The organism is Myxococcus stipitatus DSM 14675, assembly GCF_000331735.1.
In the GTDB taxonomy this organism is placed as follows: Bacteria; Myxococcota; Myxococcia; order Myxococcales; family Myxococcaceae; genus Myxococcus; species Myxococcus stipitatus.
Genome location: NC_020126.1, coordinates 9179296 through 9198020, shown reverse-complemented (window position 1 = coordinate 9198020; position 18725 = coordinate 9179296). Strand labels below are relative to the sequence as shown.

Genomic DNA, 18725 nt, shown 5'->3' with positions numbered 1-18725 from the left:
GCGGGTTGCCAGGTCCTGTTCATGCTTCGTTACGCCGTCGCCATCTTCACCAGCGCCTTCCTGTTGTTCGGGGTCCAGCCCCTGGCGGGACGCTATGCGCTGCCGTGGTACGGCGGGACGCCCGGCGTCTGGACGGCGTGCATGCTCTTCTTCCAGGTGGCGCTCCTGGGAGGTTACGCGTACGCGCATGGGCTGGCCTCCAGGCTGACGGCGCGGACGCAGGCGAAGGTGCACCTGGCCGTGGTGGGCGGGGCGGTGGTGCTGTTGGCCCTGAGGGCACTGTGGGTCGGGTCACCGGTCGCGCCGGGCGCCGAGTGGCGGCCCTCTGGCTCGGAGTGGGCGGTGCCCAGGCTGCTCGCGATGCTGGCGGTCACCATCGGCCTGCCGTTCTTCGTGCTGAGCACGACGGGGCCGCTGCTCCAGTCGTGGTTCGCGCGAGCGCGTCCCGGACGCTCGCCGTATGCGCTGTACGCGCTGTCCAACGTGGGCTCGCTGCTGGCGCTGCTGGGCTATCCGTTCCTGGTGGAGCCGTGGGTGGGGCGAGGCGCGCAGGCGTGGGGCTGGGGCGTCGGCTTCGTCCTCTTCGCGGTGGCCTGCGCGGTGTGCGCGGTGGATGTGCTGCGACATGAGCGAGAGGGAGCCGTCGTCGCCACGTCGAGCGCGGACGCGACTCGGCCGAGCGACACATCGGCACACGGTGCCGAGGCGCTGACGACGGCGGGACACGAGTCGCGCGCCGCCACGTCGAGCGCGGACGCGACTCGACCGAGCGAAACATCGGCACACGGTGCCGAGGCGCTGACGACGGCGGGACACGAGTTGCTTTCCGCCACATCGAGCGCGGACGCGACTCGCTCGAGCGACACGTCAGGGGCGGGGCGCGAGCCGCTGGACGCGGAGGCCGCGTTCGCGGCGATGAAGCAGGAGGCTCGGGGCACGGCCATCACCCCGCCGGACGCGGACGCACGGCCCGGCGTGGGCAAGACGCTGACGTGGCTGGTCCTGTCGATGTGCGCGTCGGTGTTGTTGCTCGCGACGACGAACCAGCTCTCGCAGGACGTGGCGGCGGGCCCCTTCCTCTGGGTGCTGCCCCTCGCCGTCTACCTGCTCACGTTCATCATCGCCTTCTCGCGCGAGTCCTTCTACTCGCGCACCCTCTACTCGGTGCTGCTCATCGGCTCCGGCGCGGCGGTGGCGCATGCACACGCTGCGGGGCCCCACTTCCCGCTGCCCTTGCAGCTGCTCGCCTACGCCGTATCCCTCTTCGCCGGCTGCATGGTGTGCCATGGCGAGCTGTACCGGATGCGGCCCTCGCCCCGCCACCTGAGCGCCTTCTACCTGTGGGTGTCCGCGGGCGGCGTGCTGGGCGCGCTGTTCGTCAGCGGCGTGGCCACGGCCCTCTTCCGCGCGTACTGGGAATACCCCCTCTCGCTGGGGGGCTGCTGCGCGGTGGCGTTCGCGGGCATGGTGCGAGGCCCCTCGGGCGAGACGTGGAGCCAGCGCGGCCGCCGGGTGCTGCGCGGCGCGATGCTCGTCATGGTGACGGCGAACCTGTTCCTGACCGTGAACCGCGAGCTCGACCGGGCCCTCTTCAGCGCGCGCAACTTCTTCGGCGTGGTGCGGGTGATGGAGCAGAACGCGGGCCAGCCGAACAACCACCTCTTCAGCCTGCGCCATGGCGCCATCACGCACGGCTGGCAGTACGTCGCGCCGGAGCGCCGCGCGGAGCCGACCACGTACTTCACGCGGCAGTCCGGCCTGGGGCACGCCATCATCGAGCAGCGCCGCCTGCGCGAGGCCGTGGGCCTTCCGCCGGGGCTGCGCGTGGGCGTGCTGGGCCTGGGCGTCGGGACAAGCGCCGCGCTGCTCGAGAAGGGCGACGTCGGCCGATTCTATGAAATCAACCCCGCGGTCATCGCATTGGCACGCGGTGAAGGGGGCTTCTTCAGCTACCTCGGCGACTCGCCCGCGAAGATCGACGTGGTGGAGGGCGACGCGCGCATCTCCCTGGAGCAGGAGCTGGAGCGCGGCGAGCCCAACGCCTTCGACGTGCTGGCGCTGGACGTCTTCTCCTCGGACGCGGTGCCCGTGCACCTGCTCACCGAGGAGGCCGTGTCCCTCTACCGCAAGCACCTGGGCCCGCACGGCGTCCTCGCGCTGCACATCAGCAACGTCCACCTGGACCTGGTGCCGGTGACGCTCGCGCACGCCCGCCGCTTGGGGATGCACGCGACGTTCGTCTTCCACGAGACGCAAGGAGACGCCCTGCGCAGCAACTGGATGCTGCTGAGCCAGGACAAGGAGTTCTCCTGGGGCCCCACCTTCACCCGCTCCACCGCGCGCGTGCGCCGGTTGGGGCTGCGAGGCGAGCCGGACTTCATCTGGACGGATGACCGCAGCAGCGTGTTGCAGGCGGTCCGCCAGGGCGGCCCCAACGCGAGCGTCATGGACATCGAGGCCGCCTCGGGACCTCCGGCCGTGGCTCAGCCCGCGGCGGACTGACTCACGCGCGAGACGCGGAGCCGGGATGCCGCTGGGCCGCGGGGCTCAGGTCCAGGCCGATGAGCAGCAGCAACACCGCGCACGGCAACCCCAGCGCCGCGGGCCCATGCCGCATGTAGAGGAACGGGCCGCCGGTGCACCCCACGAGGAACGACAGGGCCAGCCCCAGGTGGAGCCGGGTGCGCTCGAACTCGATGGCGGAGGGCAGGGCGCGAAGCTGGCGCACCACGCCGGAGAAGCCCTGTCCTCGCGCGCCGTCCCGCACCCACGCGAACATCCGCACCACCTGGATGCCGATGTCCGTCAGCACGCCCGTGACATGCGTGGTGCGCACCACCGCGCCGGACACGCGGGTGACGAGCGCGTTCTGCAACCCCATGACGAAGGACAGGCCCCACAGCAGCACCGGCGCGCGCGAGCCCGGCGAGGCCCCCAGCGCCATGCCAATGCCCGCGAGCAGCAGCACCTCCACCAGCAGCGCCGCGACGTGCCGCCCGCGCGAGCGGTGACGGGACGCATCCAGCAGCGCCGCCGCGCACACCGCGCCCAGCACGAAGGACACCAACAACTGCGCGGCGAGCACCGCCAGGCTTCGCTCACCCTGCGCGAGCGACTCGCCCAGCACCGCCATGTTCCCGGACATGTGCGAGGTGTGCATGCCGAGCGCGACGAAGCCCGTCGCATTCACTTCACCGGCGACCGCCGCGAGCAGCAGCGAGAGCACCGTGTATGCGCGTCGATTGCTGGGAGACGATTCCGTGCTGAAGGGCATTGCGGGCGCACCTTGTCGCCAGCGCGGAACGCTAGCACCCGCGAAACAGAAGGGGCGGCCGGTGTATGCGCCCACCCCCCAGCCAGGTGGACGGGCTTCAGCCCGGCGGCCACATGAGCGGACGGCCCGCCAGCAGGTGCAGATGGATGTGGAACACCGTCTGGCCCGCGTCCCGGTTCGTGTTCATCACCACCCGGTAGCCATTCGCGTCGTGGCCCCGCTGGTGCGCCAGCTTGGCCGCCGCCGTGAAGAGGTGGCCCACCGTGGCCTCGTCCCCCTCCGTGATGTCGTTCACCGTCGCGATGTGCTTGCGAGGGATGAACAGCACGTGGGTGGGCGCCTGGGGGTTGATGTCCTCGAACGCCAGGCAGGTGTCATCCTGGTAGACCACTTTGGCCGGGATTTGGCCGTCTCGAATCTTGCAAAAGAGGCAATCGGACATGGGTCCGGGGCTTAGCAATGCGCGCGGCGGCGGGAAATCCCCACCGGGCACATTGTTGAGGGGCCAAGGGACTGTCCGGGAGAGGACGGGTCGGCGCCTGGGTGGGAAAGCGGGGGTGGAGGTGGGGGACGCCACGCCGGGCGTGCACTTCGACTCAAACGCCCCTACCGGTGATATTCCAGGCCCCGACGATGAAATCCCTGCGCATCTCCCAGCTCCTCGAGGACCACGACTACGACCTGCGGCTCACGCTCATCGCGGGCGCGAGCGGGCTGACTCGGACGGTGGACTCTCCGCGCATCCAGAAGCCGGGGCTGGCGCTGGCGGGCTTCACCGAGCACCTCCACCCGCGCCGGGTCCAGGTGTTCGGCAACACGGAGATTTCGTACCTGGCCACCCTGCCTGAGTCGCGGCAGCGCGAGGCCCTGGCCAAGCTCTTCGAGGAAGAAGACCTGGCGTGTGTCGTGGTGACGAAGGAGCTGGAGATTCCGCCCATCCTCGTGGAGGCGTGCGAGGCCGGGGGACTGGCGCTGATGAAGACGCCGCTGCTCTCCAGCGAGTTCATCACCCGGGTGCAGTCCTTCCTGGAGGAGGCCCTCACCGAGTCCAGCAGCCTGCACGGCGTGCTGATGGATGTCTTCGGCGTGGGCATCCTGCTGCTCGGCAAGAGCGGCATCGGCAAGAGCGAGATTGCCCTGGACCTGGTGATGCGGGCCCACCGGCTGGTCGCGGATGACATCGTCGACGTCACCCGCCGCAAGGGAGCCGTCTACGGCGCGGGAAACCCGGTCATCAAGCACCACATGGAAATCCGGGGACTGGGCATCATCAACATCAAGGACTTGTTCGGCGTGGCGGCGGTGCGCGCGCAGAAGAAGATCGAGCTCGTCATCGAGTTGCAGGAGTGGGATCCGCACCAGGAATACGACCGGCTGGGAGTGGAGGACAAGCACCTGCAGATTGTGGGTGTGGACATCCCGCTGTCAGTGGTACCCGTGCGCCCAGGCCGCAACATGGCGACCATCATCGAGGTGGCCGCCCGGAACCAGTTGTTGAAGCTTCAGGGCCACCACTCGGCGAGAGAGTTCGCCGAGCGGCTCAACCGAGCCATCGCCGAAGGGGCGATGCGCCGCACCTTGGGAGAAGAGGTCGAGTGACCGCGCCCGCGAAACAGTTGGTCGTCATCACCGGCATGTCCGGCTCCGGCAAGTCCACCGCCATCCGCGCGTTGGAGGACTCGGGGTTCTTCTGCATCGACAACCTGCCGGTGGTGTTGTTGCCCAAGCTCACGGAGCTGGCGGGCGGGGGCCACATCGAGCGCATGGCGTTGGTGGTGGACGCGCGCGAGGGGGTCTTCCTCAAGGAGGCGCCGCGCATCCTCGACGAGGTCCGTCGCGCCGGTCACCACGTGGAGGTGCTGTTCCTCGACTCCAGCGATGACAGCCTCATCCGCCGCTTCAGCGAGACGCGCCGCCGCCACCCGCTGGCGCCCACCGGCACCGTCGCGGACGGCATCCAGGCGGAGCGCGCCGCGCTGAGGGATTTGCGTGAGATCGCCGACCAGGTCATCGACTCGTCGGTGCTGAACGTCCATGACCTGAAGCGCATGGTGCAGGCGCGCTTCAGCCCGGAGCCCGCCAAGGGCCCCAGCCTGTCGGTGATGTCGTTCGGCTATCGGTACGGCGTGCCGCCGCAGGCGGACCTGGTGCTGGACGTGCGCTTCCTGCCCAACCCGTACTTCGTCCCGGAGCTGAAGGGGCTGACGGGCAAGGTTCCCAAGGTCTCCGCCTACGTGCTGGACCGCGAGGAGACGCAGCAGTTCCTCGAGAAGGTGGAGGACCTCTGCCGCTTCCTCTTCCCGCGCTACCAGAAGGAGGGGAAGGCGTACCTCACGGTGGCGCTGGGGTGCACCGGCGGCAAGCACCGCTCGGTGGCCATCGCCGCGGAGCTCACCCGGCGGCTGAGCGACGAGAACACCCGCGTTCAGCTCTGGGACCGCGACATCGAGAAGGAATAGCGGGAGATGGAGATGACGCTGCTTCTGCTCGCGCTCGGGGTGGCGATGGATGCCACCGCGGTGTCGGGCGGCATGGCCATCCGCGGGGCCCGGCCGCCGGACATCTTCAAGCTGGCGCTCACCTTCGGCGTCTTCCAGTTCGGCATGTCGCTGGGCGGCGCGCTGGGGGGCAAGGCCATCCTCACGCACTTCGCGGCCATCGACCATTGGATTGCCTTTGGCCTGCTCGCGCTGGTGGGCGGGCACATGATTTGGGAGGCGTTCTCCCACGACGAGGAGGAGCGCGCCTCCGCCCCCGTCGGCATCAAGCTGTCCATGCTGCTGACGCTGGGCGTGGCCACGAGCATCGACGCGCTCGCGGTGGGCGTGACGCTGCCCGCGCTGGAGCTGGGCATCTTCTATTCGACGGGCCTCATCGGCGTGCTGACCTTCGTGCTGAGCATCCTGGGTGCGTGGGCCGGCAAGCGGCTGGGGGAGCGCTTCGGCACCAGCATCGAAATCCTGGGCGGCCTGGTGCTCATCGGTATCGGCACCAAGACACTCGTGGAGCATCTGTCCGCCTGAGGTTTTCAGCGGGGCCTCGGGTGGGGCACAGTGGCCGTCTGGAGGCTCCATGTCCCTGTCGCGCTCGCGGCACTTCCACGTGGCCATTGTCGGCGGTGGGTTCGGTGGCCTGGGCACGGCCATCCGGCTCAGGCAGGAGGGCGTGGAGGACTTCGTCCTCTTCGAGCGGAGCGCCGAGCTGGGCGGCGTCTGGCGCGACAACGACTATCCCGGGTGCGCGTGTGACGTCCCCTCGCACCTGTACTCGTTCTCCTTCGCGCCGAATCCGCACTGGTCCCGGGTGTACTCGCCCCGGTCGGAGATCCAGGCGTACCTGCGCGACTGCGCGACGCGGTTCGGAGTGCTCGGGCACGTCCGCCTGAAGCACACCGTCGAGGACGCGCGCTGGGACGACAGCGCGCAGCACTGGCGGCTGCGGACGTCGGAGGGGCTCTTCACCGCGGACGTCCTCATCCTCGCGGCGGGGGCCTTCGATGTGCCCGCGCTGCCGGAGGTGGCGGGGCTGGAGCGCTTCCGCGGCAAGGTGATGCACTCGTCCCAGTGGGACCACGACTACTCCCTGAAGGGCCGCACGGTGGCGGTGGTGGGCACGGGCGCGTCGGCGGTGCAGTTCGTTCCGGCCATCCAGCCGGAGGTGGAGAAGCTGGTGCTCTTCCAGCGCACGCCGCCATGGGTGCTGCCGCGCAATGACCGCCCCATCGCGGCGTGGACACGCTGGCTGTACTCGCGGGTGCCGGGCGTGCGGTGGTTGATGCGCGCGGCGCTCTACCTGAAGTGGGAGCTGTCCGCGCTCGCGTTCATGTACCCGTGGATCATCCGGCTGGCGCAGTACGAGGCGCGCCGGCATCTGGCCCGCTCCGTTCCGGATGAGGCGCTGCGCGCGAAGCTGCGGCCCGACTACGTCATGGGCTGCAAGCGCGTGCTCGTCTCGGACGACTACCTGCCCGCGCTGACGCGCCCCAACGTCGACGTCGTCACCGAGGCGCTCCAGGAGGTGCGCGAGCACTCCGTCGTCAGCACGTCCGGGGCCGAGTACCCGGTGGACACGCTCATCCTGGGCACGGGCTTCCGCGTGACGGAGCCGGCGTTCGCGCGGTGCATCCGAGGGCGGGACGGGCGCACGCTGGAGGAGGCGTGGGCGGGCACGATGAAGGCGCACCTGGGGACGTCGGTGAGCGGCTTCCCCAACTTCTTCATGGTGCTGGGGCCCAACACGGGGCTGGGACACACGACGGTGCTCCTGATGATGGAGAGCCAGGTGGAGCACGTGCTGAACGCGCTGCGCTACCTGGAGGGCCGAGGTCTCGCCGCGGTGGAGCCGACGCCGGACGCGCAGGAGGCGTTCGTGCGGGACGTGGACGCCCGGATGGCGCGCACGGTGTGGCTGCGGGGTGGGTGCAGGAGCTGGTACCTGGATGCGACGGGGCGCAACTCCACGCTGTGGCCCGGGTTCACCTTCGCGTTCAAGCACCGTGTCTCCGCGTTCGAGCCCTCGGAGTACGTCGCCATCGAGCGGCACGGACGCTCGCGGGGGCGTGAGGTGGGGCTGCGGCCGCGGGCTCTGGCGCGCGGATGACGTGGTGTGCGAAACGGAGCCAACGATGAAGACGGTGAAAGACAAGGTCGCGGCGATTACGGGCGCGGGCTCGGGCATCGGTCGCGCGACGGCGGTGTTGTTGGCGAGCAAGGGCTGTCACGTCGCGCTGTCCGATGTGAACATGAGCGGACTGGCCGAGACGGAGGCGCTGTGCCGGGCGAAGGGCGTGCGCGTCCGGGTGGACCGGGTGGACGTCGCGAAGCGCGAGCAGGTGCACACCTGGGCGGATGAGGTGGCGCGCGAGTTCGGCGCGGTCCACGTCATCATCAACAACGCGGGCGTGGCGCTGGGGGCCACCATCGAAGACACCCGATACGAGGACTTCGAGTGGCTGATGAACATCAACTTCTGGGGCGTGGTGTACGGGACGAAGGCCTTCCTGCCGCACCTGAAGGCGGCGGGGGAGGGGCACGTCGTCAACGTCTCCAGCGTGTTCGGGCTGATTGGGGTGCCGACGCAGGCGGCGTACAACTCGGCGAAGTTCGCGGTGAAGGGCTTCACGGAGGCGCTGCGGCAGGAGCTGGAGGTGGAGTCCGACGCCATCGGCGCCACGTGTGTCCACCCGGGCGGCATCAAGACGAACATCGCGCGCAACGCGCGGGTGACGATGCGACCGGGGTGGACGGATGAGCGCTCCTCGAAGGACTTCGAGAAGGCGTTCGCCACCACGCCCGAGCAGGCCGCGGAGAACATCCTCGCGGCAATCCAGAAGAACCGACGCCGCCAGCTCATCGGCATGGATGCCGTGTTCATCGACCTGCTGCAGCGGCTGCTGCCCACGCTCTACCAGCGGCTGCTGATTGCGGGGATGAAGCGACGGCGGAGGAAGATGCTCGCCGCCTCGGCCTCCAGCGGCGCCGCGTGAGGGCCTGACACCGCTGCGCGCCCGTGCTCCGCACCACAAGAGCACCGTCTGTCGGAATCAACGGGTAAGTTCCCGGTTACAGGGAACACATGCAAGAGCTCGATAGGCGTTCCGTGTTGTGGGGGCTGGGGGCTTGTGTGGTGGGTGGGGTGGGGTGCTCGTTGGCGACCTCGGCCGAGGCCAGTGGAGACTTGACGTCCCGTGCCAGGGCCAACCTCTATGTTTGCGAAGGCTGCGAGGCCATCCTGGAGCGGGAGCACTCGACGCTCCCCGCCACGGTGCAGTTGGCCAACAGCGCGGAGCCCGGCGAGCGGCTGCGCCTGACGGGCAGGGTCCTGAGTGTTGATGGCCGCAAGCCCGTCGCCGGGGTCGTCATCTACGCGCACCACACCAACGCGGAGGGGCTCTACGCGAACGGGAGAGATGAGTCCGAGTGGAGCCGCCGGCACGGCCGCCTGCGCGGCTGGGCGAAGACGGGTGCGGATGGCGTCTACACCTTCAACACCATCAAGCCCGCGCCCTATCCCAACGACACGCTCCCGGCGCACATCCACCTGGTCATCCAGGAGCCCGGCCGCCGCGCGTACTACATCGACGACGTCGTCTTCGACGGCGAGTTCGGGGTGACGCCGGAGTACCGCGCCAGCCAGGAGTTCCGAGGCGGAGGCGGCATCATCCGACTGGAGCGCGACTCCGACGGCCTGTGGCTCGCGAAGCGCGACATCGTCCTGGAGCGTCACCCCTGAGTGACGCGGCGGCTACGGCTGCTCCATCATCCCCGGGTCGAACAGGTACGTGAGCTTCACCAGGAACTCGCGGGAGAACACGGGCATGGGCGCATGCCCGCCGTTGTATGGCTGCGCGATGCGGAAGTTCGTGCCGAGGATGTTGTACACGCCCGCGCCAATCTCCAGCCCCTGCGTCCCCACGTTCTCCGCGCGCACGTAGAGGTTGAGCAAGAGCTGCGTGGGGAGCTCCTCCACGGGGGAGCTGCCTCGCTCATCAGGGACGTCCACGGCGAAGCGCCGCCCCACCAGCACCGCGGTGGGGTTCACCGACAGCCACGGCATCACCTTCACGCTGCCGGACAGCGAGGCCTTGTGCGTGGGCATCCCCGTGAAGGCATTCGAGTGCCCCGGCACCTGGTAGTCCTCCACGTCATTGCGGCCCGACGGCGCATAGAACGAGTAGCTCAGCGCCGCGCGGCCCCAGGGGCCCTTGATGTGGTAGTCCAGCTCGATGCCCCGGCTGCCGAGGCGTCCCAGGTTCCGGTACACCTCCTCGTTCGCCACCGCGTCGTACGAGTAGATGATGGGGTCCGACACGCCCACGTCGAACGCGTTGGCGCTCAGCGCGTGGTTCTCGCCGAAGCGCAGCGTGCCCTCCAGCTCGTACACGGTGGTGCGCTCGGGCCGCACGTCGGCGCCCAGGCTGATGTTCTCGATGCCCGGCGCACGGAACGCGCGGCTGAACAGCGCCTTGGCGCTGAACGGGCCGAACGCGCGCAGGAGCACCAGCCGGGGGACGAAGGAGCTGCCGAAGTCGCTGTGGTTCTCGTACCGCGCGCCCGCCACCACCGTGGCGATGGGGTTCTCCGAGAACGCCTCCACGAAGCCCGCGATGTTGAGGTACGAGACGCTCAGCGTCTCATCCTCGCCGAAGGGCGTCTGGAGGCCCACGTTCGCCGGGCCCTTGAGCTTGCCCTGGTCCGACGCCACGTCCACGCCGCCGGTGAGCTGGAGGTAGTCCAGCGCCGCCCACCGCGCCATCGTCCGGCCGCGCAGCCGCATCACCTGCTTCTCGTAATAGAACTCCGAGCCCCGGTCCGAGTCGCGGAACGGCTCCGCGAGGGTGAGGTTGAAGCGCGGGATGATCTCCACCCGCTCGGTGGGGCGGAAGCGGTTGCTCAGCTCCGCGTGGAAGGACTCGAAGTCGCTGGCGGAGGGCGTCTCCAGCACCTCGTCGAAGGCGATGATGGCCGACGTGGAGTAGCGCTGGTACAGCACGCTGAGCTGCAAGTCCTTGTAGCCCACGCCCGCCTGCACCGTCGTCGGGTTCAGCCGCGTGTTGCCGCCCATCTCCGCCGTGTTGCCGAAGAAGTCGCGGAACTCCGCGTCGCTGCGCTGACCCTGGCCCATGGACGCGGAGGCGAAGACGCTCAGGCCCGGCGCGGACTCGAAGACCTTGCGGCCCGACAGCGTCAGGCCGCGCCGCCCGTTCGACTTCGCGAGCTGTCCATACGTGCCGGACACCATCAGGTCCGTGCTGCCCTGCACGCCGCGCGTAATCACGTTGATGACGGCCAGCTCCGCGTTGCCGCCGTAGATGACCGAGCCCGGACCGCGCACCACCTCGATGCGCTCAATCAGCTCGACGGGCAGCTCGTTGCCCAGCTGCAGGGTGGAGTAGAGCTGCTCGTTGAGCTCCTTGCCGTCCACCACGAGCAGCACCTTGCCCTCGTAACCCCACAGCCCTCGGAAGCCCGGGCCCACCGCGCCCTGGGTGTCCACGCCGAAGAAGAAACCCGGTATCTGGAGCAACACGTCCATCAAGTCCCGGGCGCCGGAGTTGCGAATCTCCTCGCCCGTCATGGACGTCACCACGGCGGGCGAGTCACGCAGCCTGGTGATGGCGAACGAGGCGACCTGGCTGTGCACCTCCGACTCACCGTCGAGCGGCAGCTCCTCCTGCGCCCCGGTGGTGGCGGGCTCGGCGGGAGGGGGCTCGGTGGACTCCGGCTCCCATTGCGCCAGGGCGGAGGGACCGCACAACAGCAGCAGCAGCGACGACAGTCGGGGCCAGTGACGGCGGGACATGGGGACCTCTGGGCAAAGACGGGGCGTGGGCGTCGAAGGCCCTCGTCGGAACAGGTGCTGGGGCGCGACGCGCGGTGAGGAGGTCAGCGCACCCGGACGGCGGTGCGGCGACCCGGCTCGACCTCGACACTCAGGCGGCGCTTCACTTCGCCGTTCACCCGGACCTCCACGCGAGCCGGACCCGCGGGGAGGTTCTGGGCCACGAGCGGCGGAAATCCATAGGGCCGGTTGTTGACCCAGACCTCGCCGTAGAGGGACGGCGAGCTGATGTCGAGCTCCCCTCGCCCCGTCGCGGCCACCCTCGCCTCCGCGTGCGCGGGCGTGGGGGTCGGCGCCGGAGCGGCGATGGGCGGCGCGGGAGTCGGCGCGGCACTGGCCGCGGGCGAGGTGGGCGCGGTCGGACGCGCGGCCACCGCGGGCGGCGGGGCCAGCAAGTCACTCACGTCGCGGTTGATGGAGCGCACGCTGTCCTCATCCAGCTCCACCGACTCCTCCACCAGCTTGCGGTCTCCCTGCACCAGCGCCACCCGGTACGTCCCCGCGCGAAGGGGCAGCCGCGCGGGGGTCATGTCCACGGCCTTGCCATCCACCTGCACCACGAGCCCCGGAGGCGTGGACGTCACGAGCAGCAGGCCGCCTCGGGCCTCCTCCGGCTGCGGCGCGGGCTCTTCCTTGGGGGCCTGGACGCGGGCGGCGGCGACTCGCGCGGCGCGCGTCCGGGGCGTGGCTCGCTGCGGAGGCTCTCGCGGCGGCTTGGCCTGCTCGGCGCGGGCCGTCCGGCTCCGCTCGCGCGACTGGAGGTCGGTGGCGATGCGCAGCAGGTCCACCAGGTCTCCGCCCGGCGTCTTGCGCAGGCTCAGCGCCTCGGTGAACTCGCTGACGGCGGTGTCGTAGTCGCGGTCCTCCAGCGCGGCGAGGCCCGCGGCGCGGCGGGCGCGGGACAGGCCCTCGTTCGGGTCCTCGACGGGAGGCGCGGCCGCGGGCTGCTGGGCGACGGCGGGCGGGGACTGGACCGCCGTGGAGGGCAGGGGCGCCGTCGCGGAGGGCAGGGGCACCGGCGCGCGGCGCTTGCGCACCACGACGTACGCCATGGCGTTGAGCGCGAGGGTTCCGACGACGATGACGGCAATCCAGGTCTTCTGTTTCATCTGCTTCTCGGTCTCACCGCGCGCGCCGCGTCCGCCCAGGCGCAGGGGCCGTCACTCAGGTGACGAAGTACCAGAACAAGGCACTGGCGCAGGCCGCGGCTCCCGCGGTCAGGACGACAGGCCAGGGAAAGGGCTTCTCGTCCGCCACCAGCATCCCCCCGGGCGTGGCCACGCTCAGGACGCTGGCCACCATGGAGGGCGGGCTGCGCGTGGTGGGCGACGTGCGCTCCTCCACCGGCGGAGGCGGCTTCGTGTCGGGCGCGGGTGTGCGCTCGCTCGTCATGCCGCTGGTGGAGGCGGAGGCGAACGCGGACAGCGCGGTGATGTTGTGGCCCGTCTTGTCGGCGGGGAACAGCGACGTCACCAGCGTCGCCAGCTCGCGCCCGCCCGACGTCCAGTGGCGCGACGCGCGGAAGCGCTCCAGGTCTTGCGAGAGCTCGCGAGCACTCTGGTAGCGCGCGTCGGGGTCCTTCTCCAGCAGGCGCAGGATGATGCGCTCCAGCTCCGGCGCGAAGCCCGGCGAGACCTCCGAGGGCGGCGTCACCTGCGCCTGGGTGGCGGCGATGATGGTCGCCTCCACCGAGTCGCGCTTGAACAGCCGCCGCCCCGTGGACGCCTCGTAGAGGACGATGCCCAGCGAGAACAGGTCCGAGCGGTGGTCCAGCTCCCGGTTGGTGATCTGCTCCGGGGACATGTACGCGTACTTGCCCTTCACCACGCCCACGCTGGTGCGCTCGACGTTGACCGCGCTCTTCACGATGCCGAAGTCGGCCAGCTTGACGATGCCGTCGCGCGACACCAGCACGTTGCCCGGCGTGACGTCGCGGTGCACCAGCTTGAGCGGCGTGCCGTCCGGCAGCGTCTTCGCGTGCGCGTACGCCAGCGCGTCCGCCACCGCGATGCCCACGTCCACCGCCACCCGCTGGCCCAAGGGGAAGTGCGCCTTCCACGCGTGCCGCAGCACCCGGTCCAACGACTGCCCCTGGATCCACTCCATGGCCAGGTAGTACTGGCCCTCGATCTTCCCGAAGTCGAAGACCTGCACGATGTTGGGATGCGTCAGCAGCGCGGCGACCTTCGCCTCGTCCGCGAACATCCGGCTGAAGGCCTCCAGGCTCGCGTACTCCGGCAGCACCCGCTTGATGACACACGGCTTGGAGAAGCCATCCGGCCCGTCGATGGAGGCCAGGAAGAGGTGCGCCATCCCGCCCGCCGCGAGCCTTTGAAGGATTCTGTATTTCCCGAAATAGCCTTCTTCAACGGGAGCCGGCACCGGCGCTTCGAGCCTGTCCAACTGTCGCCTCAGGAATTAGCGGTAAGGCGAGAAAGATATAGTTCGTTTGACTACCCCACAAGTTCGTGACTCCTGGGGTGTCAAGCAAAATTGGACTATCAGACTCAGGGAATCAGGTGGGTCAACCGCGCCGGGGTTTGCGGCGGGATTTGCGGCGCCGGGGTGACGGCGGGGGCTGGGTGACTTCCGTGAAACGGGCGCCTCGGATGCCGGCGTGCTCCAGGGCCTCCTTGATGCCCTCGGAGACGATGAGGCTGACGGGCCAGCCCCACGTCCGCAGCACGCGGGCCCCCTCCGTCTTCGCCGGGTCGATGCGCAGGCCGCGCACGGTGCGGTAGTGGCCCACGCGCTCCGGCGGGGCGTCCTCGCCGGTGTAGTGGGAAACCTCGTCACAGGCGCGCTCGTCGATGCAGCGCACCAGGCGGGTGGCGACGACGATGAAGTAGCGCTCGCGCTCGCCCTCGACTTCCACGGGGAGCAGCTGCACGTCGTCCGGGGCCAGCTCGCGGAAGACGGCGGCGACGGAGGCGCTGACCACGGGGGTGAGGCCCGCGCCGGCCAGGGAGAAGTCGAGCGGGGGGCCGGGGGGCTCCGTGGTGAGCTTCAGCCGTCCTCGGTGCCGCACGGGGGCCCCGGAGGTGAAGAGCCAGACGGAGTCCATCTTCCGCCCGTCGACGGACGTCGGGTCGCTCAGCTCACGCCGCGCGGGCTGGCGGAAGTCGTCGTGCAGGTCGAAGTAGCGGGCCGCGGGGGCGTCGCGCCGCGAGGCCCGGCGCGCGGCGGAGGTTCGGCGGGAGCGGTCCGGGGACTCGCCCGGGGCGACCTCGCCGCCACGGGAGGTTGCTTCCTGGGTGCCCGCGCCTGGAATCCGCCGCGTGAGCTTGCGGAGCGCTTGGGTGAGCCGCCTGAACATCCGCCGATGTTACTTCGCCCGTCGGGGGTGGGAGCGAGCGGAACGTGAGGGCGCCTGGCCTTCTGTCCGCTCGGCGGGTCACCAGTGCGTGTGCAGCGCGTACTGTCCGGCGCGGGTGTCCAGGCTGAGGAAGGAGAACTGGCCCTCCGAGCACGTGCCGCTGTTGAGGAACAGCCGGCTGCCGTGCTCCACGCGCATGCCCTGGTGGGTGTGGCCGGTGATGACGATGTCCGCCGCGCTGTCGGTGGCGCGGGCGATGGCCCACTGCTGGAACGTGCACCGCGAGGGGTCCGGCAGCGCGGGCATGAGCCGGGCATCCAGCGCCTGGAACATGCGGAACATCGTGCGCAGGCGCATGCGGCGCAGCCACGCGCCGGTCCACACGGCGGCCTCCGACAGCCAGCGCGCCCTGCGGATGACCCAGTCGTGGTGGTGTCCGTGGGTGAACAGCATCCTCACGCCGTCGGCCTCCAGGACCAGCTGCTCGGGGGCGCCGAACAGGGCTCCCGCGACGAGGTCGTGGTTGCCGTGGATGTACTGGTACTGGGGCTGGGAGAAGCGGCGCACCAATTCCGGATGGGCGGCGCGGGCGGCCGCGAGCTCCGTCGCCTGGTGGCCCGGAGTCTTGCAGGTGAGCGTCTCGAAGATGTCCCCGAGCAGGACGATGCGCTCGAAGTTGCCCTCCAGCACGCGCAGGAAGCGGGCGAAGGCGGAGTCTTCGTGGCCGAAGTGGTCTGCTGCGTCGCGCCTGCCCAGGTGCAGGTCGGATATCACCGCGATGTGCATGTCGTGTCCCATCCTCCGCGATTGCAAGGCCGGGGCCTCCCCTGTCGGGGGGCCGTCCGCATGACTCGCCAGGGCGGGTATGTCGCGTCCTTTCCCTTCATGGGTCACCGCGTCGTCTTTCGCACCCTGTCCAGAAGGGGGGGTCGGGCCAGGGCCTCTCTGTAACGCTGCGCATGGCCGGTTCGCTCGTCCATGACGAGGGCGGAACTCCACGAGCCGACAAAGCGTCGCAAGGAACAGTGCGCCCGTCACCCGGGAGGGTGGCCCGGGCGGAGCGGGGAGGCGGCTCCTCGCCCCGCCGCCCGGGAGCAGGGAAGGGAGCGGCGGCTCTTTGACTTGACTGGGTGTCTCGGGGACACTAAGTCTGTGTTGGAAATACACGAAGCAACGGGGGAGGGCCCATGAGCATCGGGTACATGAAGGCGACACCGACGTCGTATGTGATGCAGTTCAAGGGCGGGAAGGTGGTGCGGGAGGGCGTGGGGCTCTCGTTCTTCTACTGGAAGCCGTCCGCGACGCTGGTGAGCGTGCCGCTGTCGAGCGCGGACGCGCCCTTCGTCTTCAACGAGGCGACGCGCGACTTCCAGGCGGTGACGATGCAGGGGCAGCTCACCTTCCGGGTCGCGGACGCGCGCAAGGTGGCCTCGCTGCTGGACTACTCGCTGGGGTCCTCGGGGCGGTACCAGTCGGAGGACCCGGAGTCGCTGCCGGAGCGGCTGGTGCAGGTGGCGCAGGTGCGGGCGCGCACGGTGGTGCAGCGCCTGTCGCTGCGGGAGGTGTTGGTGAGCGCGCAGACCATCGAGGCGGAGGTGCTGGCGTCGCTGGCGACGGCGGAGTCCATCCGGGCGCTGGGGGTGGAGGTGATGGCGTTCTCGCTGTTGTCCGTGAAGCCCACGCCGGAGATGGCGCGCGCGCTGGAGGCGGAGGCTCGTGAGGGGCTGCAGCGGCAGGCGGACGAGGCCATCTACGCGCGCCGCAACGCGGCCGTGGAGCAGGAGCGCCGCATCAAGGAGAGCGAGCTGGCGACGGAGCTCGCCGTGCAGGAGCGCCAGCGGCAGATTCGCGAGGCGAAGATGGCGGGGGACATCGCGGTGGAGGAGCAGCGCTCGGCGCTGATGGAGCGCTGGACCCAGAACGAGAAGCAGGCCGCGGACGCGCGCGCCTACGCGCTGGAGAAGACGCTGGCGCCGGTGCGGGGCGTGGACTGGAAGACGCTGATGGCGGCGTCGGCGGGAGGCGGGGACCCGGCGTTGAACATCGCGCTCGCCTTCCGGGAGATGGCGGAGAATGCGCATCGCATCGGCGAGCTGAACGTGTCGCCGGAGCTGTTGCAGTCGCTGATGGGAGCGGGAGGCCACAAGGCCCCGTCGCTCCCCGCCGCGAAGCCGCCCGCGCGCGAGCGCTGAGCACCGACGGAGGGCACGCGCCATGTTCGAGAAGATCGTCCTGGTCACCCGGCACACGCGGCTGGCGGGCCTGGTGGAGCGCTTCAACACGAAGAAGCAGGCGAAGTTCTACGTGGAGCACGCGGGGCAGGACTTCGACGAGTTCGAGCGGGAGGACGCCGCCTACAACCGCTCGGTGGACAGGCTCCGGGACGCGCTGGGCGTGGGGCTGCCGGTGCAGCAGGTGGACCGGAGCCTCGTTCCCACGTTCCTCTTCAGCGGCAAGGAGCTGGTGGTCGTCGCGGGACAGGACGGGCTGGTGGCGAACGTCGCCAAGTACGTGGGCGAGCAGCCGCTGGTGGGCGTGAATCCGGACCCGGAGCGGTTCGACGGCGTGCTGCTCCCGTACGACGTCCAGGGCGCGCGGGGCGCCGTGCGGCGGGTGCTGGAGGGCCGGGCGCGCTTCCGCGAGGTCACGCTCGCGGAGGCGTCGCTGGAGGACGGGCAGCGGCTGCTGGGCTTCAACGACTTGTTCATCGGTGCTCGCACGCACGTGTCGGCGCGCTACCGGCTGAGCCATGCGGGGCAGGAGGAGTCGCAGTCCTCCAGCGGGGTGCTGGTGTCCACGGGCGTGGGCTCCAGCGGGTGGCTGTCCTCCATCTTCACGCTGGCGCGGGGCCTCACCGAGCGCACGGGTGGCGTCCCCGGAGAGGCGTGGCGGCTGTCGTGGGAGGAGGCGCGGCTGGCCTTCGTGGTGCGCGAGCCGTTCATCAGCCGCAACTCGAGCGCGGGCATCGTCGGCGGCTTCGTGACGCCGGAAGCGGAGCTGGTGCTGGAGTCGAGGATGCCGTCCGGGGGCGTCATCTTCAGCGACGGCATGGAGGACGACTTCCTGGTGTTCGGCGCGGGAGCCCGCGCCCACATCCGCCCGGCCCGGCAGCGCGCGCGGCTGGTGATGAACTGACGCCGCGCGCGAGCGGTGGTTCAGGTGACGGTGATGTCGACCGGGGGGCACTTCACCGCGGTGTCGTGGAACTCACCCGAGAGCGCGGGGACCTTCGCGGCGTCGGAGGTGACGTCCATCAGCGGCCCGCGGAAGGTGACGTGGTAGGTGCCCGGCTGGTTGAGCTCGTAGGCGAGGCCCAGGTCCACGCGGCCTTCCACCGACTCGCCCGGGGCGATGGTCGCGTAGGCCGACGCATCCGGTGGCCCGCGCTTCATCATGGGGCCGCCGTAGGACAGCTCCGCCGCGGAGCCCGCGCGCGTCACCGTGAAGATGTCGTTGCGCAGGCCCTCCAGCGGCGTGTGCCACTTGAGGACATAGAGGGGCTGCTTCGTGGTGTTGGTGAGCTTGAACACCACCTCCACCGGCTCGCCCGCCTTCACCTGCGCGGGGGCGCTCAGCGAGCACTCCAGGGTCGTCGTCTTCACGGCGGTCTCCTCCGGTCGCGAATCCACCGGCGGCGCCGCCTCTTCCTTGCGCGAGGCACAGCCGCTCCCGGTGATGGCCAGGGTCAGCAGCGCGATGCGGCCCATCTGTCCACACGTCATGTGAGCTCCCATTCGCCTGGGGTTTGACTCGTTCGAAGCGGGAAACAAAACGGGGGCGCCCGGCCGCGCCCCC

Annotated in this window: 17 protein-coding genes; 9 read left to right on the top strand and 8 right to left on the bottom strand. The window is 70.1% G+C overall.

The window, feature by feature from the left end; translation table 11 throughout:
* Positions 1-21: 21 nt before the first annotated feature.
* Positions 22-2502 carry a polyamine aminopropyltransferase gene (locus MYSTI_RS45010; RefSeq protein ID WP_015352688.1) on the top strand — a complete coding sequence of 827 codons (2481 nt, stop codon included), beginning with the start codon at positions 22-24 and terminating at the stop codon, positions 2500-2502.
* Between the two features lies 1 nt (position 2503).
* Here MYSTI_RS45010 and MYSTI_RS35545 read toward each other — a convergent pair whose 3' ends face one another.
* Together MYSTI_RS35545 and MYSTI_RS35540 are read right to left on the bottom strand one after the other, a co-directional pair.
* Positions 2504-3274 (bottom strand): YoaK family protein, encoded by a 771-nt coding sequence (locus MYSTI_RS35545; protein WP_015352687.1) that lies wholly within the window; start codon positions 3272-3274, stop codon positions 2504-2506.
* 97 nt (positions 3275-3371) lie between these two features.
* Positions 3372-3716 carry a histidine triad nucleotide-binding protein gene (locus MYSTI_RS35540; RefSeq protein ID WP_015352686.1) on the bottom strand — a complete coding sequence of 115 codons (345 nt, stop codon included), beginning with the start codon at positions 3714-3716 and terminating at the stop codon, positions 3372-3374.
* Positions 3717-3907: 191 nt separating this feature from the next.
* Between MYSTI_RS35540 and hprK the strand changes: the two genes are divergently transcribed.
* From hprK to MYSTI_RS35510, 6 genes are all read left to right on the top strand, one after another.
* A complete protein-coding gene (gene hprK, locus MYSTI_RS35535; protein ID WP_015352685.1) occupies positions 3908-4873 on the top strand; it encodes an HPr(Ser) kinase/phosphatase in 966 nt (321 codons plus the stop codon).
* The gene (gene rapZ / locus MYSTI_RS35530; RefSeq protein ID WP_015352684.1) at positions 4870-5733 is read left to right on the top strand and encodes an RNase adapter RapZ; all 864 of its coding nucleotides are present in this window, start codon (positions 4870-4872) and stop codon (positions 5731-5733) included. Before hprK ends, rapZ begins: the two co-directional genes overlap by 4 nt.
* Before the next feature lie 12 nt (positions 5734-5745).
* Entirely contained in the window at positions 5746-6297 is a 552-nt protein-coding gene (locus MYSTI_RS35525) for a manganese efflux pump MntP (protein ID WP_201768942.1), read from the top strand.
* Between the two features lie 49 nt (positions 6298-6346).
* A complete protein-coding gene (locus tag MYSTI_RS35520; protein WP_015352682.1) occupies positions 6347-7873 on the top strand; it encodes a flavin-containing monooxygenase in 1527 nt (508 codons plus the stop codon).
* A 25-nt stretch (positions 7874-7898) separates the two neighbouring features.
* Entirely contained in the window at positions 7899-8759 is an 861-nt protein-coding gene (locus MYSTI_RS35515; RefSeq protein WP_015352681.1) for an SDR family NAD(P)-dependent oxidoreductase, read from the top strand.
* Between the two features lie 191 nt (positions 8760-8950).
* Positions 8951-9505: a dioxygenase family protein gene (locus MYSTI_RS35510; RefSeq protein ID WP_169558690.1), complete on the top strand. Its 555-nt coding sequence runs from the start codon at positions 8951-8953 to the stop codon at positions 9503-9505.
* Positions 9506-9517: 12 nt separating this feature from the next.
* On the opposite strand, the gene MYSTI_RS35505 is transcribed toward MYSTI_RS35510, so the two are convergent.
* The 5 genes from MYSTI_RS35505 to MYSTI_RS35485 form a co-directional block, all read right to left on the bottom strand.
* Positions 9518-11575 carry a TonB-dependent receptor plug domain-containing protein gene (locus MYSTI_RS35505; RefSeq protein WP_015352679.1) on the bottom strand — a complete coding sequence of 686 codons (2058 nt, stop codon included), beginning with the start codon at positions 11573-11575 and terminating at the stop codon, positions 9518-9520.
* Positions 11576-11658: 83 nt separating this feature from the next.
* Positions 11659-12723, bottom strand: coding sequence for a PEGA domain-containing protein (locus MYSTI_RS35500; RefSeq protein ID WP_015352678.1), 1065 nt, complete (start codon positions 12721-12723; stop codon positions 11659-11661).
* 55 nt (positions 12724-12778) lie between these two features.
* Positions 12779-13996: a serine/threonine-protein kinase gene (locus MYSTI_RS35495; protein ID WP_420811530.1), complete on the bottom strand. Its 1218-nt coding sequence runs from the start codon at positions 13994-13996 to the stop codon at positions 12779-12781.
* Positions 13997-14138: 142 nt separating this feature from the next.
* Positions 14139-14930, bottom strand: a complete 792-nt coding sequence (locus tag MYSTI_RS35490; RefSeq protein WP_015352676.1) for an imm11 family protein — start codon at positions 14928-14930, stop codon at positions 14139-14141.
* A gap of 78 nt (positions 14931-15008) precedes the next feature.
* Entirely contained in the window at positions 15009-15716 is a 708-nt protein-coding gene (locus tag MYSTI_RS35485; RefSeq protein ID WP_044282364.1) for a UDP-2,3-diacylglucosamine diphosphatase, read from the bottom strand.
* Positions 15717-16117: 401 nt separating this feature from the next.
* Here MYSTI_RS35485 and MYSTI_RS35480 point away from each other — a divergent pair, with 401 nt between their 5' ends.
* Positions 16118-17122 (top strand): SPFH domain-containing protein, encoded by a 1005-nt coding sequence (locus tag MYSTI_RS35480; protein ID WP_015352674.1) that lies wholly within the window; start codon positions 16118-16120, stop codon positions 17120-17122.
* Between the two features lie 22 nt (positions 17123-17144).
* Positions 17145-18065 (top strand): diacylglycerol kinase catalytic domain-containing protein, encoded by a 921-nt coding sequence (locus tag MYSTI_RS35475; protein ID WP_015352673.1) that lies wholly within the window; start codon positions 17145-17147, stop codon positions 18063-18065.
* Positions 18066-18085: 20 nt separating this feature from the next.
* On the opposite strand, the gene MYSTI_RS35470 is transcribed toward MYSTI_RS35475, so the two are convergent.
* The gene (locus tag MYSTI_RS35470; RefSeq protein WP_086009863.1) at positions 18086-18652 is read right to left on the bottom strand and encodes a protease; all 567 of its coding nucleotides are present in this window, start codon (positions 18650-18652) and stop codon (positions 18086-18088) included.
* Positions 18653-18725 lie beyond the last annotated feature (73 nt).